A 17,965-nucleotide genomic window follows, 5' to 3' on the forward strand; every position below is an offset into this window, starting at 1 on the left:
GAACGGTCACTGGTATAACCTCAATCAACAGGGGATTTAGCCGCATTGAAATTTCTGATTTTTGAGAAATGATGTTAATAAAATTTATACCTTTGGTTTTTAATGAATTTCCTCTACCCAGGTTTTCTTTTTTCTCTGCTGGCGGTAGCCATTCCTATCCTTATTCATTTATTTAATTTCCGGAAATTCAAGAAGATATATTTCAGTAATGTAGCCTTCTTAAAGGCTGTTACCATACAACATTCTTCCAGAGAAAAACTACGTAATTTATTAATTCTGATCTGCAGGATACTGGCCATCGTATTTCTGGCATTTGCTTTCGCACGTCCTTACTGGTCATGGGGACCGGCCGGATCGCCGGAAAACGGGAATCTGGTCAATATCTATCTCGATAATTCCTATAGTATGGAAGCAGTCAATCAAGAGGGATCTTTGCTGGATGAGGCTAAGCGTAAAGCCAAAGAGATTGTAAAACAGTTTAAAATCAATGATAAGTTTCAGCTAACCACCAATGATTTTGAAGGACGCCATCAGCGTCCGGTCAATTCAGAAGAATTATTCCGTTTGATTGATGAAGTCAGAGTTTCTCCTGCTGAACGTACTTTACAACAGGTTATAAACCGTCAGAACACGGCAGAGGCAGGAAAGCGAAATCAGTACAATTATATTTTATCAGATTTCCAGGAGCAGTTTGCAGGGAAGTCGCCACTGCATACCAATCCGAAAAGTACACTCAGTCTGGTCAGATTGAAGGCAAATACGATACCCAATGTAGCAGTGGACTCTGTCTGGTCCTTATCTCCGGCGCATAAACCGGGTGATCAGGAGAAGTTTGTCGTCCAGCTGCGTAACTATTCGGCCCAGGCCAGTCCGGGAATTCCGGTAAAACTGATCATTAATAATCAGCAGAGAGCTTTAGCTACATTGAATATACCGGCAGGAAAAGCAGTAAGAGATACTTTAAAGTTCAGTGGGTTATCAGCCGGCTGGCAAAAAGCAAAGATCAGTATCAAAGATTTTCCGGTAACTTTTGATGATCAGCTGCAATTTGCCTTTAAGGTGAGTACCGGGCTGAAAGTTTTACAGCTTACGGGTGAAACCTCTGAAAAATATATCAGTGCTCTTTTTGGGGCAGATCCTTATTTCAAACTCAGTACCCTGTCTGAGTCAGCTATCGTCTATGCAGGTTTTCATCACTATAATCTGATTATACTTTCGGGTTTAAAGACACCTTCGAGCGGACTGGCCCAGGAATTGAAAACTTATATGAAAAATGGGGGTACTGTGGTGATTTTTCCTGATTTAGAGGTTAATCCTGCTGTTTATGCTTCATTTTTACAGGCGCTGGATATTCCGCAGTCAGTTTCATTAAGCAGGGATACTGTCGGGGTGAGTTCCATCGCACTGAAAAATAAAGTCTTTAATGATGTATTTGAAGAAATACCATCAAAGCTGGATCTGCCAAAAATTAACAGGCATTTTGTGTATGCCGGCAATCATCAGAACGGGAGGGAAGAGCTGATGGGACTGCCTCTTAATCAACCTTTTTTTAGTAAATACAGTGCCGGAAAAGGACGCTTGTATTTATGTGCCACTTCTTTAAATATCAGGGATAGCAATCTGCCTCAGCATCCTGTATTTGTGCCACTGATTTATAAAATTGCTTTAACCAGTGTGCAGGAGCAGCCTTTGTATTATACCATAGGAAAAAGTAATTATCTGCAGACAGCACCAGTTACGCTGAATCCGAATCAGTCGCTGCGGCTAATTACTGATAAACAGGAAGTTATTCCTGAAATCAGGCAGGTTCCGGGACAGACTTTACTGTATGTTGCCGATCAGATTAAGACGCCGGGTATTTATGAATTATATAAAGCTGATTCCCTGTTAAGTACTTATGCATTTAACCAGGGACGTGCAGAATCAGATATGCATTATGCTGATGATAAAGCTCTTCAGACAATTTTCGGGTCTGAAAAAGTGAACCTGACAAAACCCGGGGGCGATTTGTCGTGGAAAGCTGTGGAAAATAACCGCACAGAGTTATGGAAACTTTGCCTAGTTTTGTGTGCTGTTTTTTTAGCCGTTGAAGCCCTATTGATTCGATTTTTTAACAAATTAAAAACATAAAAAGACATGAACCTTCTCCTCACAGGCGTAACCATTACCGATCCGAATAGCCAGCATAATCAGAAAATCTGTGATGTTCGTGTGGTACAGGGAAAAATCGCTGAGATTGAGCCTACCTTGAAGCCATTGGAAAATGAACAGTTGATCAATGGTCAGGGAGCCTTTCTTGCGCCGGGATTTTTTGACCTGAACTGTTCCATTGGAGATCCGGGGTTAGAGACCAAAGAAGATATCAAAACGGCAACTGCTGCTGCACAGGCCGGAGGATTTACCGGACTTGCAGTTTTACCGCATACCAAACCTGTAGTTCATTCCAAAGCGGAAATAGAATATATTATCAATAAAGCAAAAAATAACCTGGTTGATGTTTATCCTCTGGGAGCAATCAGTCATGATCTGGAAGGGAAAGAGCTGGCAGAGCTTTATGATATGCAGCAGGCAGGTGCAATAGCTTTTACTGACGGAACCAAACCAGTCAGCGATGATGGTTTTATGAGCCGTGCATTGCAATATTGCAAAGGGATTGATGGTTTACTGATGGTCTATCCTGAAAATAAAGCAATCGCTGGTAAATGCCAGGTTAATGAGAGCAAAACAAGTGTATTGCTGGGGATGAAGGGAATGCCGGCACTGGCTGAAGAAATGCAGATTTCAAGGGATATTTTCCTGGCTACCTATCACCAGGCTCCGGTACATATTACCAATATTTCTACTGCGGGTTCTGTCGCGCTGATTAAAAGGGCAAAAAAAGACGGTCTGCAGATTTCCTGCGATGTGGCTGCCCATCACCTGGTATTCACTGAAGAGCTTTTGAATGATTTTGACAGCAATTACAAAATTAAGCCACCACTGAGAGGTAAATCAGATATCAAAGCTTTACTGGCGGGTCTTAAAGACGGTACTATTGATGCGGTTTCTTCGCAGCACCGTCCGCATGAACCTGAATTTAAGGATGTGGAATTTGAGATTGCAGCTTATGGTATTATTGCTTTACAGACTGTATTACCATTACTGGTTAAAGCAGGGCTGGACGCTGCACAGATTGTAGAGAAACTTTCAGTAAATCCACGTAAATTACTCAGACTGCCTGTACCTGTTATCGCCGCTGGTGAAAATGCAAATTTTGTACTTTTCGGTCTGACAGAAAAATGGGAATATAACCGTGACAATAATTTTTCGAAGTCGAGAAATACCCCATTATTAAACCAAACCCTGACAGGGAAAGTTCAACTCGTTTATAATAACAATCAATTTCAAGTATATGGATAGTAAAGTACAGAGCGCTCTTGTAGCCTCATTAGATAAATTTGCAGCACTTTCGGGTAATGATTCTTTAAAATTACAACAGGATTTACTGGATGTTTTTAACAAAGACCTGGGTTTCCTGGAAAAAGTAGAAGAGTTTGATGGTGTATTTGATGAATACCCGGCTTTTGATGAATTGAGAGAGGTTTATTTTGATTTACTGATGATCAACTTCTTTGCAAGTGATATCAAGAAACTGGAAGAAGATTACCTGGACACAGATGAGTGGGCAAATATCGAGGAAGAAACTATTGACCGTGGAACAGAGTTGTTAAACCTGTTATTGTATATCAATGAGTGTCATGATGAGCAGATCAAACCTGAACTGGGAGATTTCTTAAGAGAATTCTTACTGGTAGAGGAAGATGAGTTCCAGGATGAGTTCCATATCTATGAAGACCTGATCAGTAACCAGCAGCTTGCAGAAAGCAGTATTGAAGATATTGTGAGTCATAAAGCGATGATTGAGCTTGGTGATGAAATGGAAGAATTATTTGTTCCTTTTATGAGTTTCTTCAATCAGCCAAAGGCAAATGAGCAGGCCTTTAAGGATCTGGAAGAATTCAGTGCGAATAAAGAATTTGACAGTGCTGTATATGCATTAATTGCTGTTTTCAACGAAAAAAACTAATCCGGGTTTTATGGAACAACAATTAAAAGAAATATCAGTTAAACCTAATAAAGTTGCTTTTCAGGCGGCGATCGTATTTTCATTATATACGCTTGCACTGGTTTTTATATTTAAGCTGCTTCATATTGATACGCAGGATGACCATATCAGTGTTCCAACCAGGATCGTCAGCATGATCTGTACTTATGTGCCTTTTATTTTGGCTATTTTGTATGCGCAGAGCAGACACAGAACTGAACTTGGTGGCTATATGTCTTTTGGCAGAGGTTTTTCTGCGGGATTTAAAGTTGCAGCTTATTCAGGTTTGTTTATCGCCCTGCTGTATATTTTATATTATAAAGTACTGGATCGTTCTGCTTTGGACAGTGCCGTTGAAATGGCTCTGGAAAAAGCCGGAGATGATCAGAAAGCAATTCAGGGCGTCAACATGATGAAGCCTTATCTCGCAGTATTTATAGGTTTCGGTGCTGCTATAACCTATACTATTTTTGGATTGATACTGAGTCTTATCGGCGCTGCAATCCTGAAAAAAGATAACCCTGCTGTTTAGCCGGATTACATTTATACAGACTTCCGGTACTGTGTAAATAACAAGATAAATTTCAAACGTGCAGGTTTTATCATTTTAATTGATAAAATTTGCACGTTATTTTTAATACACATTATACCTGCATGGATATTTCTGTTGTCATTCCCCTATTTAACGAAGACGAATCATTGCCCGAACTGACCACCTGGATTGCCAGGGTTATGGCCGACAATAATTTTTCTTATGAGATCCTTTTTGTCGATGATGGAAGTACAGACACCTCATGGCAGGTTATTGAGGAACTGAAAAAAACTTATCCTGCTGTAAAGGCAATTAAGTTCAGACGTAATTACGGAAAATCGGCTGCACTGAATGTTGCTTTTGAAGCTTCGCAGGGCGACGTGATCATTACTATGGATGCAGATCTGCAGGATAGTCCGGATGAAATTCCGGAATTATACCGCAGAATCAGGGAAGAGAAGTTTGATCTGATTTCAGGCTGGAAAAAGAAACGCTACGACCCGATTACCAAAACTATTCCAACAAAACTATTCAATGCGGCAACGCGCAAAATGTCGGGCATACAGCTGAATGATTTCAACTGTGGTTTAAAGGCATACCGCTCTGATGTTGTTAAAACAATAGAAGTTTATGGGGAGATGCACCGTTATATCCCGGTTATTGCAAAATGGGCAGGATTTAAAAAGATCGGGGAACAGGTAGTAGAGCATCGTGCCCGTAAATATGGCGTAACCAAATTTGGTTTCAGCCGTTTTATCAACGGTTTTCTGGATCTGTTATCTATATTTTTTGTCGGGAAATTTGGCAAAAGACCGATGCACTTTTTCGGTTCGCTTGGTGTGCTGAGTTTTATGATCGGAATGATTATGGCCTTATGGATTATCGGAGAAAAGCTATATCATATTTCAATGAATCTGCCTATCAGAAGAGAGGTGACCGAACAGCCGGGATTCTATATTGCCCTGGTAGCTATCATTGTAGGTTCACAGCTCTTTTTAACAGGATTTGTGGCCGAACTGGTTACCCGCAATGCCACTGAACGTAATCAATACCTGATAGAAAAAGAAATACTTTAAGCATGTTTTTCTCGATCATCATTCCTTTATACAACAGGCCGCAGGAAATAGACGAATTACTGGCTACCCTGTGTCTGCAGACTTATACGCAATTTGAGGTTGTAGTGATTGAAGACGGATCTTCATTAACTGCAGAAGACATTGTGAAAAGTTATGCGGATAAACTGGATATCAAATATTTCTTTAAGCCGAATGCAGGGCAGGGTTTTGCCAGAAATTATGGCTTTGAAAGAGCAAAAGGCGATTATTTTGTCATTTTTGATTCTGACTGTCTGATTCCGGCCGATTACCTGGAAACTGTTAAAGATTATCTCTTTGATCATCATCTGGATGCTTATGGTGGTCCGGATGCGGCTCATGATTCTTTTACTCCGGTGCAGAAAGCGATCAGTTATGGGATGACTTCTGTTTTTACTACCGGAGGTATCAGGGGAAATAAGAAACATGTCGGGCAGTTTCATCCCCGCAGTTTCAATATGGGGGTTTCCAGAGAAGTCTGGGAGAAAGCTGGCGGATTTATATTAACCAGGCTGGGAGAGGATATCGAATACAGTATCCGTATTCACGAGAGTGGTTTTAAAATCGGGCTGATCCCGGGGGCAAAGGTTTTTCATAAAAGAAGGACAAGTATGTTCCAGTTTTATAAACAGATCCACTTTTTTGGCCGTGCCCGTATTAATATCTACAAACATTTTCCTTCTGAGCTGAAACTGGTACATTTTTTTCCGGCAGCATTCACTTTAGGTGTCATATCTGTCCTGTTATTGAATATATTTTATCCGCCACTGGCATATTTCGGGAATTTATTTCTTCTGGTATACTTTATGCTGATATTTTTTCATTCATTAGTGCTTAATAAGTTACTGAAAGTTGCATTTTTGAGTATTATTTCCTCATTTATACAACTAACGGCTTACGGATTAGGATTTATGCAAGATTTTTTCAAAAGAATAGTACTTAAAAAACCATGATAAACTTTTTAAAGGAGAGCACGTTTATAGTGAATGTAGTTATCCGCAAAGCCTGGGAGGTAACTAAACGGAATTATTTTTCCATTGCTACTTTATGTTTTCTGATGTTCATTACGTCAAACGCATCGAGTTTAATGGCATTTTTCCTGAAAGACGTAAACAAGGGTTTAAGTATATTAATGGCGTTCTTTTTCGCCCTGTTATATTTTACCATCAACCTTTCCCTGCTGAAGTATATATTTCATCTGCTCGATAATGAAGAACATGATGTAAGTATTGTCAGCACATTACCTACCCGTCAGCAAATCATCCGTTTTATCATGGGGATGCTTTATTTTATGCTGGTGATCATTGGTGTTTATGCCGTGGTTATTCTGGTTGCATTTCCATTTATCTATACTGGTATAAAAATGGCCGTAATTACCAATATTGCGGTGTCGGTAGGTATAGTAGCGATATTTATCACCTGGGTACGTATTTCTTTTTTCCCTTTCTTTATCATTGATAAAAATCAGCCTCCTTTCGGCTCTTTGAAATTCAGCCTTGCGATAACTAAAGGAAACTTCACGAAGATATTAATGTTATTATTGGTATTGGGTGGATTTCATGTGCTGTATTTGTTCCTGAATTACCTTCAATGGCCGGTAATTGCATTTTTTGTCAATATTCTTAGTTCATTTATCATTGTTCCTTTATCCAGCGTAGCTTTAACCATTGCCTATAGAATGATGATGGGAGCTTATAAAGGGGATGAAAATGATATTATTCATAACATAGTTTAAAACCAGTTTATGGGATTAAAAGCGGCATTAAGTAAACCGTTTGCAGCCTTTATTGTAAAAGGGGTAAATAAATGGAAAAAAGATGCAGTAGCTGCTCAAAAGGAAACGCTTTTGCAGCTGATCGATTCAGCTAAACACACGGCTTTCGGTAAAGACCATCAGTTTTCATCAGTAAAGAACTACGAAGATTTTAAAAAGCTGGTTCCGGTAAGGGATTATGAGCAGCTGCGGCCATATATTGACCGTGTGGTAGCAGGAGAAAAAGACGTGATGTGGAAAGGCAAACCTGCTTATTTTGCAAAAACGTCTGGTACAACTTCCGGGGCAAAGTATATTCCGATTTCCAGAGAATCCATGCCTGAGCATTTGAAAGCTGCCCGTAATGCATTATTAACTTATATTCATGAAACGGGTAATGCCGGTTTTGTAAATGGGAAAATGATCTTTTTACAGGGTAGTCCTGTGATGACCGAGAAAAACGGGATCAAGGTAGGGCGTTTATCGGGCATAGTTGCGAATCTTGTCCCTGCGTATCTGCAGAAAAACAGGCTGCCATCTTATCAGACCAACTGTATTGAAGACTGGGAAGAAAAGGTTGATGCGATTGTAGAGGAAACTTACCACCAGAATATGACGCTGATTTCCGGGATTCCACCCTGGGTACAGATGTATTTTGACCGGCTGATCGAAAAATCGGGTGGTAAACAGATCAGGGATATTTTCAAAAACTTTCAGCTGTTTGTTTACGGAGGGGTGAATTATGAGCCTTATCGGGCAAAAATTGAAAATAGCATAGGCAGGAAGATTGATGCGATAGAAACTTATCCGGCTTCGGAAGGGTTTATTGCTTATCAGGATAGTCAGCAGGACAAGAGTTTACTGCTGCTGGCTAAGGCTGGAATGTTCTACGAGTTTATCCCGGCTGATGAATACTATAATGATAACCCGGCACGTTTGAGTCTGGAAGAAGTGGAACTGGATACAAACTATGCTTTGATATTAAATACGAATGCGGGTTTATGGGGTTACAGCATTGGGGATACGGTAAAATTCGTCTCTAAAAATCCTTACAAGATTTTGGTGACCGGCAGGATTAAACATTTTATTTCTGCTTTTGGTGAACATGTAATCGGAGAAGAGGTTGAACATGCACTTTTATCTGTAGCGAATGAACAGGGGGTGGGTATCACCGAATTTACGGTTGCTCCCCAGGTGAATCCCGGAGCTGGTGAATTACCTTACCATGAATGGTTTATCGAGTTTTCCAAAGCTCCTGAAGATCTTCCCGCATTCAGTAAAAAAGTAGATGAGGCTCTTCAGGCGAAAAATATTTACTACTTTGACCTCATTGAAGGCAAAATTTTGCAGCCACTGATCATACGGACCTTACAAAAAGATGCATTTGTTACTTATATGCGATCGGAAGGTAAGCTTGGAGGACAGAATAAAGTTCCCCGTTTGTCCAATGACAGAAAGATTGCAGACAGTCTGACTAATTTGATAAATACGATTTGAAAAATATAGCTATACTGGGGTCCACGGGATCTGTTGGTACCCAGGCTCTGGATGTTATCCGGGCGAATCCTGAGTTGTATAAGGTATCTGCCTTAACAGCGAATGCCAATGCCGGTCTGTTAATTCAGCAGGCAATGGAATTTAAACCTGAACTGGTTGTTATCGGTGACGAAACTCAATACACTGAAGTAAAAAATGCACTCTCGGGTAAAGGTATGCATATCCTTTGCGGAGAAGATGCTTTATGTGAGGCTGCTTCTTTACCAGGTGCAGATTTTGTACTGACTGCGATTATGGGTTCTGTTGGTTTAAGACCAACAATTGCTGCAATAAAAGCGAAGAAAAACATTGGACTGGCTAATAAAGAAACGCTGGTTGTAGCAGGAGAACTGATTACACAGCTGGCCGCCGAAAATGGAGTAACTATAATTCCTGTCGATTCTGAGCATTCCGCAATCTTCCAGTGTCTGGTAGGTGAGGAGCTGGATACGATAGAAAAAATATATATCACGGCTTCGGGCGGGCCGTTCAGAGGCAAAGACCGGAGCTTTGTAGAAAAGGTAAAGAAGGAGCAGGCGTTAAAGCATCCTAACTGGGTGATGGGCGCAAAGATCACTATAGATTCTGCTTCGCTGATGAACAAAGGACTTGAAGTGATTGAAGCCAAATGGCTGTTCAATCTGGATATCAGTCAGATCGATGTGATTGTGCATCCTCAGTCCGTTATTCATTCTATGGTACAGTTTAATGATGGATCGATGAAGGCGCAGATGGGGGTGCCGGATATGAAATTGCCAATTCATTACTCTATGGCCTACCCACAGAGAATAGAAAGCAAATTTCCACGTTTTAACTTCATGGATTATCCTGAATTAACTTTTCATAAACCTGATCTGGATACTTTCAGGAATTTACAGTTAGCTTATAATGCGTTGGAAAGAGGCGGAAATATGCCTTGTATCATCAATGCAGCAAATGAAATAGTAGTTGAGGCCTTTTTAAATGACCGCATTGGATTCCTCGAAATGAGTGATGTAATTGAGCAGTGTATGTCTGATCTGGCCTTTATTCAGACACCCAGCCTGAATAATTATTTAGAAACTGACCATCATACACGTATATTTGCCCGTCAGTTAGTAACAAAAAAACATTTAGCGATCTAATATTCAAAAGTAAAAACACTATATAAAATATGAACGGATTAATTATGGTTGCCCAGTTATTGCTGGGATTATCAATATTAGTAATCTTGCACGAATTGGGACATTTTCTTGCGGCGCGTGCCTTTGGTATTAAAGTGGAGAAATTCTATCTGTTTTTTGATGCATGGGGTGTGAAATTATTCAGTCTCAAACGTGGCGGTGTAGAGTATGGAATAGGATGGCTGCCTTTGGGTGGTTATGTTAAAATTGCCGGAATGATTGATGAGTCTATGGATAAAGAGCAGATGGCCTTGCCTCCTCAGCCATGGGAATTCAGATCTAAACCAGCATGGCAGCGTCTGATTGTGATGCTTGCAGGGATATTTGTAAATATCATTGTGGGTATCTTTATTTTCTGGATGCTGACTTTCAAATTTGGCGAAACTTTTATTCCAAACAGCGCGGTTAAAAACGGGATTAATCCTGGAAGTATCGGAAAAGAGATCGGGTTGAAACAAGGTGACCATATTATTGCGGTAAATGGTAAAAAAGTTATCCGTTTTGATGAGCTGACCAGTTCAAAAGTATTATTGGATAATACGAATCTGACTGTTGTGCGTGATGGTAAAACACTCGATATTAAAGTTCCTGATAACCTTTTGAATAAGGTTGCAGATCTGGGTCTGGAAGAATTTATCAGTCGTGTACCCTTGTTGAGTACAACTGTAGACACTGTGATCGCAGGTCGTTCGGCCTTTAAGGTTGGAATGAAAAAAGGGGACAGGATTGTTGCAGTAAACGGCGTGCCTGTAAAGTTTGATGCTGATGTCCGCAGAGAGCTGAAAAAAGAGAAAAGTAAAAAGCTGATCGTTGAGGCATACCGTGGCAATGAAAAGCTGAATTTTGAAGTGAATACAGATAGTCTTGGTACGATAGGTATGGGCTTCAATCCAAACGAGATCAAATTTGAGACTGTTAATTACGGATTTTTTGAAGCTTTGCCAATTGGTGCAAATCAGGCCTGGATTACTTTTACTGATAATGGAAAAGGTATCTGGAAGGTCTTAACTGGTAAAATCAAAGCGAATAAAGCTTTTGCCGGCCCGGTTGCCCTGGCGCAGAAGGTTTATGGCGGAGTATGGATCTGGTCACATTTCTGGGCTTCTACTGCATTGATTTCAATTGCACTTGCTTTTATGAACCTGTTACCGATACCTGCACTTGATGGTGGGCATGTGGTCTTTCTGATTGTAGAAATGATTAAAGGTAAACCTGTAAGTGATAAATTCCTTGAAGGAGCGCAGATGGTAGGTTTTGTACTGCTGCTGAGTTTAATGGTATTTGTACTGGGGAATGATATCTTCAAAGCCTTTATTCAGTAGCGCTGTATGAACTATTTTGAGTTTTATAATCTTCCGGTATCATTTAATCTGGATGCGGGACTTGTGAAACGGCAGTTTTATGCACTGAGTAAGCAGTATCATCCGGATTTCTATATTAATCATCCTGTTGAAAAGCAGGATGAGATTCTGGAATTATCTACGCTGAATAATAAGGCTTATCAGGTTTTGAGTGATCCGCAGAAGCGTCTTCACTATATTCTTGAACTGAAAGGGGTATTGACTGAGGGGGAGAATTATTCTCTGCCGCAGGATTTCCTGATGGAGATGATGGATGTAAACGAGGCTTTAATGGAACTGCAGTTTTCTCCTGACGGGGAAAAGCTGGAGGGAATTAAGAACGAGGTGGAAGTGATCGCTGATCAGATGCAGCAGGAACTGGATAAACTGGTTATTGCCTTTGATGAGCAGAATAAAGACCGTGAGCGCAATATATTAGCTTCTGTTAAGGATTTGTACTATAGAAAGAAATATTTGAACAGGATCAATGACAGCTTGCTTAAGCTGGAACAGGGATAAGGTGTCCTGTCAATGTAAAAAATAAAGATAACCGGGCATTGCTGTCCCGGTTTTTCTATTTTTGGACAAATCTGAAATTATGAGCACTTTATCCCTTTTTAGAAAAGTAGCAGTTGCTGAAGGTATCTCTTACATCGCACTGATCTTTATTGCTATGCCACTAAAGTATTTTGCGAACATGCCTCTGGCTGTAAAATATACAGGATGGGCACATGGTGTACTGTTTATGTTCTATGTTGTAATGGTGATTATGTGTTTCCTGGAGTATAAATGGAAAATCGGAAAGACAATTCTGGTGTTCTTAGCTTCATTACTGCCTTTTGCTCCTTTTTATGTAGATAAGAAGTTAAAGGAAGAGACTGATGGTCAGGTTAAAGCATAATAATAAGGGTTATTTCAAAATAAGTCTTGGATTTGTTAGCGTGAATATATAGATTTGCATCCCGCTAATAAGGGAACGCCCAGCTGGCGGAATTGGTAGACGCGCTGGTCTCAAACACCTGTGGGAAACCGTGCCGGTTCGACTCCGGCGCTGGGTACATTGACTAAAGCCTCTGATTAAAATCGGGGGCTTTTTTTAATTTCAACTTAATTAAAGAATGCCTGTGGACTTGACAATCATTCCCGATGCACTTTTAGAAAGGTATCTTCACGAGTTATCTCCTGACCTGGAGTCATTGTTTAATCAATTACAGGACGCAGAATTATCTACAGCCAATTTCAGTTTTTATACCTCTGTTTCCTCTGTGTTTTCCAGTAAAATTGAAGGTGAAACCATAGAACTGGATTCTTTTGTAAAACACAGACGGGATGGTATTCCGTTTCAAGCCGATTATACCCGAAAGATTGATGATTTATATGATGCTTATACTTTTGCTCAGAACAATAGATTAAACAGCGAAAATATAGCAGCAGCACACAGATTGCTGAGTAAACATATCCTGAATAAATCAGCGCAGGGCAATTTTCGAAAACATAATATGTATGTTTCCACACCCGATGGTAGAATTGAATATGTTGCTGCCCTACCCGGACAGGTTCCTGATGCGATGGATAAATTTTACCGGGATCTTGATCTGTTGACTGGTGCAGAACTGTCATTTGGAGAAGTGCTTTATTACGCTGCAATGATTCATCTGGTCTTTGTGAAAATTCACCCATGGAATGATGGGAACGGCCGGAGTGCCAGATTGATTGAAAAATGGTTTATAGCAGAGAAAATTGGAGAAAAGGCCTGGTATTTGCCAAGTGAAAAGCATTATTATAATCAGCATAATTTATACTATATCAATATTCGTAAGCTTGGATTGGAATATATTGAACTGGACTATAGTCAGGCTTTGCCCTTTTTGCTGATGTTGCCGGACAGCCTGTTATAAGTTGTACATAAAGCATATCAGAAATTCCAGTCCGGGAAAATGATTATGTAAATAGCTGAAATAAGTGATTTATGATGAGTTGGAGATTAGAAAATGCCTGTGAAATTCGAAAGGAAGCGCCTTATACTTTCTATAAACCATCTGATAATATAATTGATCTTTTCATACCCGGAGAAGCTGCGGTAAAACTCATGTTTTTATTCGAGTCAGATGATCCGGAAGCTCCTTGTGCAGAACGAATGTGGGTGATTCTGGAATCAGTGGATAGGGATGGTAATTATTCTGGTATTTTAGATAACGACCCATTTTATATTAAAGATTTAAAAGCGGGTGATTTGATCACTTTTAGGAAAGAACATATTATTCAGTATTATATATTTGATGAATTAAATGTTGAAGATCCATTGAGTGAAATGATTGAAAGATTTACCAAAAAATGCTTTGTATCTAATCATATAATGAAGGAAGGATATAAGGTTGGCCGAATCTATCGTGAGTATGGAGAGGATGAGGATTATTCAGGCTGGACAATTATGAGTAATTATGAAACTCAGGAATATGTTGATGATTCAAACAATCTCCAATATATTTTACTGGGCAAGGTGTTAAATATTGATGACAGTTTTATTCATTTACTCGAAGAATCAGTTGGTTCAGAATTTGTGAAAAACGATATGACCGGAGATTATTCTCAAAACTCTTGATTATATAATAATATCAAAGTTATAATACTGCAAGTAACTTGCTATTTCTCTTTTCCCCTCTTTTTGAATTGATCGGAAATTCTGAACAGTTCCCCCCAGAGTTAATTCGTGAGATTGAGATATGTTTTTACATACTCGCTAATATTAGATTTACTAGTTTGAAAGAGTTCAATGTCATTCGTCACATTTTTCTCCCATTTCGTCACATTTTAAAGAAAGCAAACTCTTATTGACCTAAATTAAATTACGAATTATATATGAGGCTTAATATTAATCAGATCTCATCACAAATTTTCCTGTTAGATTGTTTGAAAGCATTTTTATCATTGCGGTGGCCATAGACACAGATAATAGACAGTGAGCAGTAATTTTAAGACTTATACACCTATAAAAGAAATAGAAATGAAATCAATAATAACTTTTGTATCCATAATCTTCTTTTCAAATACATTAGTCTTTTCGCAGATTTCTGAAAGAAAATTTGTCCTGATCAATAATAAACAAATGGCATATATAACTTTTGGAATCGAAAACAGAAAAGATAATGAGCCGTTTATCATTTTTGAATCAGGACTTGGTTCGGGTGGCGGAAGCTATGGAAGTTTATTTCCGTTCATTCAAAAAAGCTTTGCAGGAATAGCCTATGATAGAAACGGAATTGGAGAATCTGAAATTGATACTTCTATAAAAACAGATGCAGACGTAATAAAAAGACTTCATGATCTATTGACAACATTAAAAATAAAACCTCCATATCTATTGGTTGGACATTCCATTGGCGGACCATTTATTCGTCTGTATTCTTCTGTTTACCAGGATGATGTATGTGGCTTGTTTTTTATAGACCCAACAGATTTTATGTTGACAGAAGACGAGGATGAAAAAGTGAAAATAAAGACATTCAGCGCAACAGGATATAGAGAATTGCTTATGAAAAACTTTGATAATATCTTAAATAATGCTTCAACATCGAATGGTTTCAGAGATGAAGTTAAAAGAGAAAAGAATGAAATTTCGCCAGTATTCTTTAAAAGATACAACTCTTTGCAACCGCTCAAAGACATCCCCGTAACAGTAATGATTTCATATAATAAGCATATAGAACATTATGAAACAGAAATGAACGAAAATTTAAAATTGGGTATCAATCTAATCTCCTGGTGGAAAGAATTAGATCAATTGAGAATTTACCACTATTCAGAAATGATAAAAAATAATAGGCATAGCCGACTTATCCTATTGCCACGTTATAGTCATGGAATTCATCAGCAAGATCCTAAAACTGTAGCAAAAGCTTTGATTGACACTTATGAAAATTGTATATCGGCCATAAATAATAGGTAAAGCTAATGCTAACACGTGTGCCTGGTAATGATAGGGTTGAATTAAATTTTATCGCCCATCAATCTAAGTCAGATAATACTACACACAAGTGTAGTCGTTATCAGAACAAACTGTAATATTTTTGAACAGAATAAGGTAGATGAAAAAAACACTGACATTAATTTTAATTCCAATAATTACAATTGCCTCAATTTGCGCATTGATTATTTATATTAAAATGGATGGTTTTGCTTTCGCATGGGTTCTGAACTTCTTGTTGATGCTATTTGTTGTTTTCTTCACTGAAATACTAAACAGCCCGTTTTCTTCTTCTTACTATAAGGAAAAGAGATGGGAACAGAGAGGAAAGATATACGAATATTTTGGAATAAATATTTTCAGAAAATTATTGGTTTGGATTGGCTGGGAGAAAGTGATCAGAAAATCTAATCCGATAGAAAAAAATACTAGTGCCCTGATGAATTTGCTTTATAAAACAAAGAAATCTGAACTGGATCATATAGTTATCTTACTTATCGTTCTGGGATTTAATGTTTTTGTGGTATTCGAATTTGACGTTCTCAGATCTTTGTGGTTACTCCTGTTAAATGTCTTACTAAATCTTTACCCAATTTTTCTTCAGCGATATAATCGTCCACGAATAGAAAGAGCTGTAAATTTAAGCAGAGGGAGTTAAAGAGCAGAACCGGCTTGTCAAATTTTGAATCAGACAGATACTGCATCGCCATAATCTGATGTCTTTCCCTTATCTTTGTCAGTAAACAATACCCCATACTGTGATTAATGTAAATAACATCTCCGTTTCATTCGGCGGAACCACGCTGTTTAGTGACGTAACCTTTTCGATAAACGAGAACGATAAGATAGCCCTGATGGGTAAGAATGGTGCAGGAAAGTCAACGATCCTGAAGATTATTGCCGATGCGGCTAAACCTACTTCTGGTAATGTAAGTGGTCCAAAGGACGCGGTAATTGCGTATTTGCCACAGCATTTGCTTACCCAGGATAAGGTTACCGTTTTCGAAGAGACCATGAAAGCTTTTGCAGAGGTAAACCAGATGCAAAAAGAGCTTGATGAGCTGAATGAACAGCTTACTGTTCGTACTGATTACGAAAGTGATGACTACATGAAGCTGATCGAACGTGTGTCGGATCTGAGTGAGAAATTTTATTCGATCGAAGAGATCAATTATGATGCAGAGGTAGAGAAGGTGCTAAAAGGCCTGGGTTTTGAACGCAGGGACTTTACCCGCCAGACTTCTGAGTTTTCGGGTGGATGGCGCATGCGTATCGAGCTGGCCAAAATTCTGTTGAAGAAACCCGATCTCATCTTATTGGATGAGCCTACCAACCACATGGATATCGAAAGTATACAATGGCTGGAAGATTTCCTGATCAATTCGGCAAAAGCAGTCATGGTGATTTCTCACGACCGTGCCTTTGTAGATAATATTACCAATCGTACCATCGAGGTTACCATGGGTAGAATATATGATTACAAAGCCAAATACAGTCATTATCTCCAGTTACGTGCCGACCGCCGTGTTCACCAGTTGAAAGCTTACGAGGAACAACAGCGTTTTATTGCAGATAACCAGGAGTTTATTGACCGGTTTAGAGGAACTTATTCTAAAACCCTGCAGGTGCAATCACGCGTGAAGATGCTTGAAAAACTTGAAGTTATTGAGATCGATGAAGTAGATACTTCGGCATTACGCCTGAAGTTCCCACCATCACCACGCTCTGGTCAATACCCTGTAATTGTAGAAGAGCTGACTAAAACTTATGGCGATCATGTCGTGTTCGAAAAAGCCTCTTTGGTGATTGAACGCGGAGAAAAAGTGGCTTTTGTTGGTAAAAATGGTGAAGGTAAGTCAACCATGATCAAAGCCATCATGGGCGAGATTGATTTTGAAGGAGGTTTAAAAGTAGGTCACAATGCTAAGATCGGATACTTTGCCCAAAATCAGGCCGCATTGCTTGATGAAAACTTGACGGTATTCGAAACCATTGACCAGATTCCATTGAGCGATGGTACGATAAAAATTAAAGATCTTTTAGGTGCCTTTATGTTCAGCGGTGATGATACCACGAAAAAAGTTAAGGTGCTTTCCGGAGGTGAGAAAACCCGTTTAGCCATGATCAAGTTGCTGCTGGAACCTGTAAATGTGTTAATACTGGATGAGCCAACCAACCATTTGGATATGAAGACCAAAGACATTATCAAAGACGCTTTAAAGGATTTTGATGGTACTTTGATCCTGGTATCCCATGACAGGGATTTCCTGGATGGACTGGCAGAAAAAGTATTCGAATTTGGTAATAAGCGGGTCCGAGAGCACTTTGAGGATATCAAAGGATTCCTGGCTTATAAAAAAATGGATAACTTAAAAGAAATCGAACAAAGCTAAAAAAGGTTTCTGTCTGAATATGCAATAGCCCATCACCGGATTTATCCGGTGATGGGCTATTTTGTTTATCGATTCTTTGGTCCGGGATAGATAAGATGGTGTGATA

At 39.2% G+C, this 17,965-nt stretch carries 17 protein-coding genes and 1 tRNA gene; all 18 read left to right on the forward strand.

Going from position 1 to position 17,965, the window contains the following annotated elements; genetic code table 11:
- Positions 1 to 102: 102 nt before the first annotated feature.
- The 18 genes from PL_RS21040 (at position 103) to PL_RS21125 (ending at position 17,859) form a co-directional block, all read left to right on the forward strand.
- Positions 103 to 2,130 (forward strand): BatA domain-containing protein, encoded by a 2,028-nt coding sequence (locus tag PL_RS21040; RefSeq protein WP_041877794.1) that lies wholly within the window; start codon positions 103 to 105, stop codon positions 2,128 to 2,130.
- 6 nt (positions 2,131 to 2,136) lie between these two features.
- The gene (locus tag PL_RS21045; RefSeq protein WP_041877791.1) at positions 2,137 to 3,399 is read left to right on the forward strand and encodes a dihydroorotase; all 1,263 of its coding nucleotides are present in this window, start codon (positions 2,137 to 2,139) and stop codon (positions 3,397 to 3,399) included.
- Positions 3,392 to 4,066 (forward strand): hypothetical protein, encoded by a 675-nt coding sequence (locus PL_RS21050; protein ID WP_041877788.1) that lies wholly within the window; start codon positions 3,392 to 3,394, stop codon positions 4,064 to 4,066. Before PL_RS21045 ends, PL_RS21050 begins: the two co-directional genes overlap by 8 nt.
- A 10-nt stretch (positions 4,067 to 4,076) precedes the next feature.
- A complete protein-coding gene (locus PL_RS21055) occupies positions 4,077 to 4,616 on the forward strand; it encodes a DUF4199 domain-containing protein (RefSeq protein ID WP_152620247.1) in 540 nt (179 codons plus the stop codon).
- A gap of 122 nt (positions 4,617 to 4,738) precedes the next feature.
- The gene (locus PL_RS21060; RefSeq protein WP_041877785.1) at positions 4,739 to 5,692 is read left to right on the forward strand and encodes a glycosyltransferase family 2 protein; all 954 of its coding nucleotides are present in this window, start codon (positions 4,739 to 4,741) and stop codon (positions 5,690 to 5,692) included.
- 2 nt (positions 5,693 to 5,694) lie between these two features.
- Positions 5,695 to 6,663 (forward strand): glycosyltransferase, encoded by a 969-nt coding sequence (locus PL_RS21065; RefSeq protein ID WP_041877783.1) that lies wholly within the window; start codon positions 5,695 to 5,697, stop codon positions 6,661 to 6,663.
- Positions 6,660 to 7,445: a hypothetical protein gene (locus tag PL_RS21070; protein ID WP_041877780.1), complete on the forward strand. Its 786-nt coding sequence runs from the start codon at positions 6,660 to 6,662 to the stop codon at positions 7,443 to 7,445. The genes PL_RS21065 and PL_RS21070 overlap by 4 nt, the downstream gene beginning before the upstream one ends.
- A 9-nt stretch (positions 7,446 to 7,454) precedes the next feature.
- A complete protein-coding gene (locus PL_RS21075) occupies positions 7,455 to 8,960 on the forward strand; it encodes a GH3 auxin-responsive promoter family protein (RefSeq protein ID WP_041877778.1) in 1,506 nt (501 codons plus the stop codon).
- Positions 8,957 to 10,123 (forward strand): 1-deoxy-D-xylulose-5-phosphate reductoisomerase, encoded by a 1,167-nt coding sequence (locus PL_RS21080; protein WP_041877776.1) that lies wholly within the window; start codon positions 8,957 to 8,959, stop codon positions 10,121 to 10,123. The genes PL_RS21075 and PL_RS21080 overlap by 4 nt, the downstream gene beginning before the upstream one ends.
- 29 nt (positions 10,124 to 10,152) lie before the next feature.
- Positions 10,153 to 11,484, forward strand: a complete 1,332-nt coding sequence (gene rseP, locus PL_RS21085; protein ID WP_041877774.1) for an RIP metalloprotease RseP — start codon at positions 10,153 to 10,155, stop codon at positions 11,482 to 11,484.
- Positions 11,485 to 11,490: 6 nt separating this feature from the next.
- Positions 11,491 to 12,021, forward strand: a complete 531-nt coding sequence (gene hscB / locus PL_RS21090) for a Fe-S protein assembly co-chaperone HscB (protein ID WP_041877772.1) — start codon at positions 11,491 to 11,493, stop codon at positions 12,019 to 12,021.
- 79 nt (positions 12,022 to 12,100) lie between these two features.
- Entirely contained in the window at positions 12,101 to 12,403 is a 303-nt protein-coding gene (locus PL_RS21095) for a DUF3817 domain-containing protein (protein ID WP_041877770.1), read from the forward strand.
- Between the two features lie 77 nt (positions 12,404 to 12,480).
- Positions 12,481 to 12,560: transfer RNA gene (locus PL_RS21100), tRNA-Leu, on the forward strand.
- Between the two features lie 66 nt (positions 12,561 to 12,626).
- Entirely contained in the window at positions 12,627 to 13,400 is a 774-nt protein-coding gene (locus tag PL_RS21105; RefSeq protein ID WP_200890677.1) for a Fic family protein, read from the forward strand.
- A 71-nt stretch (positions 13,401 to 13,471) separates the two neighbouring features.
- On the forward strand, positions 13,472 to 14,104 hold the full coding sequence (locus tag PL_RS21110) for an immunity protein Imm33 domain-containing protein (protein WP_041877767.1): 633 nt from the start codon (positions 13,472 to 13,474) through the stop codon (positions 14,102 to 14,104).
- Positions 14,105 to 14,506: 402 nt separating this feature from the next.
- The gene (locus tag PL_RS21115; protein WP_152620246.1) at positions 14,507 to 15,448 is read left to right on the forward strand and encodes an alpha/beta fold hydrolase; all 942 of its coding nucleotides are present in this window, start codon (positions 14,507 to 14,509) and stop codon (positions 15,446 to 15,448) included.
- A 139-nt stretch (positions 15,449 to 15,587) separates the two neighbouring features.
- Positions 15,588 to 16,124 carry a hypothetical protein gene (locus tag PL_RS21120; protein ID WP_041877763.1) on the forward strand — a complete coding sequence of 179 codons (537 nt, stop codon included), beginning with the start codon at positions 15,588 to 15,590 and terminating at the stop codon, positions 16,122 to 16,124.
- A 100-nt stretch (positions 16,125 to 16,224) separates the two neighbouring features.
- Positions 16,225 to 17,859 (forward strand): ABC-F family ATP-binding cassette domain-containing protein, encoded by a 1,635-nt coding sequence (locus PL_RS21125; protein WP_041877761.1) that lies wholly within the window; start codon positions 16,225 to 16,227, stop codon positions 17,857 to 17,859.
- Positions 17,860 to 17,965: the final 106 nt, after the last annotated feature.

It is taken from the genome of Pedobacter lusitanus (assembly GCF_040026395.1).
Taxonomy (GTDB): domain Bacteria; phylum Bacteroidota; class Bacteroidia; order Sphingobacteriales; family Sphingobacteriaceae; genus Pedobacter; species Pedobacter lusitanus.

Excerpts from the sequence above, each read along its gene's own strand:
- PL_RS21040 (WP_041877794.1), top strand. The coding sequence starts at position 103 with ATGAATTTCCTCTACCCAGGTTTTCTTTTTTCTCTGCTGGCGGTAGCC.
- PL_RS21045 (WP_041877791.1), top strand. The coding sequence starts at position 2,137 with ATGAACCTTCTCCTCACAGGCGTAACCATTACCGATCCGAATAGCCAG.
- PL_RS21050 (WP_041877788.1), top strand. The coding sequence starts at position 3,392 with ATGGATAGTAAAGTACAGAGCGCTCTTGTAGCCTCATTAGATAAATTT.
- PL_RS21055 (WP_152620247.1), top strand. The coding sequence starts at position 4,077 with ATGGAACAACAATTAAAAGAAATATCAGTTAAACCTAATAAAGTTGCT.
- PL_RS21060 (WP_041877785.1), top strand. The coding sequence starts at position 4,739 with ATGGATATTTCTGTTGTCATTCCCCTATTTAACGAAGACGAATCATTG.
- PL_RS21065 (WP_041877783.1), top strand. The coding sequence starts at position 5,695 with ATGTTTTTCTCGATCATCATTCCTTTATACAACAGGCCGCAGGAAATA.
- PL_RS21070 (WP_041877780.1), top strand. The coding sequence starts at position 6,660 with ATGATAAACTTTTTAAAGGAGAGCACGTTTATAGTGAATGTAGTTATC.
- PL_RS21075 (WP_041877778.1), top strand. The coding sequence starts at position 7,455 with ATGGGATTAAAAGCGGCATTAAGTAAACCGTTTGCAGCCTTTATTGTA.
- rseP (WP_041877774.1), top strand. The coding sequence starts at position 10,153 with ATGAACGGATTAATTATGGTTGCCCAGTTATTGCTGGGATTATCAATA.
- hscB (WP_041877772.1), top strand. The coding sequence starts at position 11,491 with ATGAACTATTTTGAGTTTTATAATCTTCCGGTATCATTTAATCTGGAT.
- PL_RS21095 (WP_041877770.1), top strand. The coding sequence starts at position 12,101 with ATGAGCACTTTATCCCTTTTTAGAAAAGTAGCAGTTGCTGAAGGTATC.
- PL_RS21110 (WP_041877767.1), top strand. The coding sequence starts at position 13,472 with ATGATGAGTTGGAGATTAGAAAATGCCTGTGAAATTCGAAAGGAAGCG.
- PL_RS21115 (WP_152620246.1), top strand. The coding sequence starts at position 14,507 with ATGAAATCAATAATAACTTTTGTATCCATAATCTTCTTTTCAAATACA.
- PL_RS21120 (WP_041877763.1), top strand. The coding sequence starts at position 15,588 with ATGAAAAAAACACTGACATTAATTTTAATTCCAATAATTACAATTGCC.